The organism is Arthrobacter sp. H14 (assembly GCF_000520495.1).
In the GTDB taxonomy this organism is placed as follows: Bacteria; Actinomycetota; Actinomycetes; order Actinomycetales; family Micrococcaceae; genus Arthrobacter_C.
Genome location: NZ_KI914648.1, coordinates 34,336 through 35,640, shown reverse-complemented (window position 1 = coordinate 35,640; position 1,305 = coordinate 34,336). Strand labels below are relative to the sequence as shown.

Here is a 1,305-nt window from a genome sequence, read left to right as displayed (position 1 = left end):
GCAGGACGGCCGGTTCCGGTGCCGGCTCCCGCCCGAGCCGCTCCACAGCTGCAGCGGTGGCGCTGGCCAGCGTGCCGCCGTTGTGCATGATGTGGTGGATTATCAAGCTGAAAGCCGCTGCGCTTTGCCTCGCTGCCGGATGCCCATGTGTCAGCGATGCGGTGTCGGTGCTGAGTTTGTACGCCATTTCGGGACCCACATACGGCAGCAGCCCGAACGGCGCCGAACGGACCACCGTGCCGAAGCCTCGTTCGTCCGGATTCACCGGCCGCGCTGGTGTGCCCATCTCGCCTGAACCCAGACCGGTCAGGCAGGCCTCGTCCGGTTCGCGACGGTGCCGCATCACCGGCTGCTGGTCGAGCCATTCCACCGGGGGCACGGGCGAGGCCTCGGGAAGGCGGGCGTCCTGCGTGCGGAGCCAGCGCAGGTAGGCCAGCCAGAGGCATGCTTTTTCATCAGCAGGAACGCCGTCATTTGCCCAGCGGAGCGCCTCGAGCAGTCCATCGACCGCGAATAATGTCAGTTGTGTCTCATCGGAGAAGGCAGTCGGGGCAGGCCGCCGGGACAAGTCCGTGGGCCCGTCCGTGCGGAAGTTTCCGCGTACCGGCTCAAGGCTGGAGGACTGAACGGCGTAACCAAGCGCGTCGCCCAGGGCACCGCCGAGCAGGCAACCATGGACACGGGCGGCGAAGGTGGGTAACTGCTGCATGACTTCAGGCTACCAACGGACTCAATGGCACCAATTAAGACTAGGCTTTGTGGAGCGACCACCATGCCCGCCGGCGGTAACCGACGCGGTCGGGTATGAGGAATGGCAGGATTAAACACGTCCGCACCGGGAACGGTCCGGACCACCGACGAGAAAGTTGACGAATCGTAATGGCAGAGAAGCACCACAGCGTCCCGGCGCGGCCCGCCAAGCCGGCTGAGCGGACCGGTTCCGAGCCCGGATCCACTGTCTCAACATCGGGTACCGGCCCTGCGAAGCCGTTGAACCAGTCCGGACTGCTGACCCGGTCAGCGGCCGAGGCTTTCGGCGCCTTCGTCCTCGTCCTCGGCGGTGTCAGTATCTCCATGTTCGGTGGCCAGGCCGGAATCCCCGGCGCGCTGGCATTCGGCTTGCTGTTCATCGCCGCCATCATCGCCGTCGGGCACGTTTCCGGAGGCCACTTCAACCCGGCCCTGACGCTTGGATTCGCCATCGCCGGCCGGCTCTCGTGGAAGGACGTCCTCCCGTACATCATCGCCCAGGTCATCGGCGGTGTCGCGGCGATGGGACTGCTCTGGGTGGTGCTCAGCGGCGGC

Annotated in this window: 2 protein-coding genes; one reads left to right on the top strand and one right to left on the bottom strand. The window is 66.2% G+C overall.

The window, feature by feature from the left end:
* Positions 1-709 (bottom strand): ADP-ribosylglycohydrolase family protein (locus Y707_RS24905; RefSeq protein ID WP_162150206.1); only part of this gene is annotated, 709 nt, incomplete at its 3' end.
* A 170-nt stretch (positions 710-879) separates the two neighbouring features.
* Here Y707_RS24905 and Y707_RS24900 point away from each other — a divergent pair.
* A partial coding sequence (locus tag Y707_RS24900; RefSeq protein WP_026534960.1) for an MIP/aquaporin family protein occupies positions 880-1,305 on the top strand: 426 nt, incomplete at its 3' end.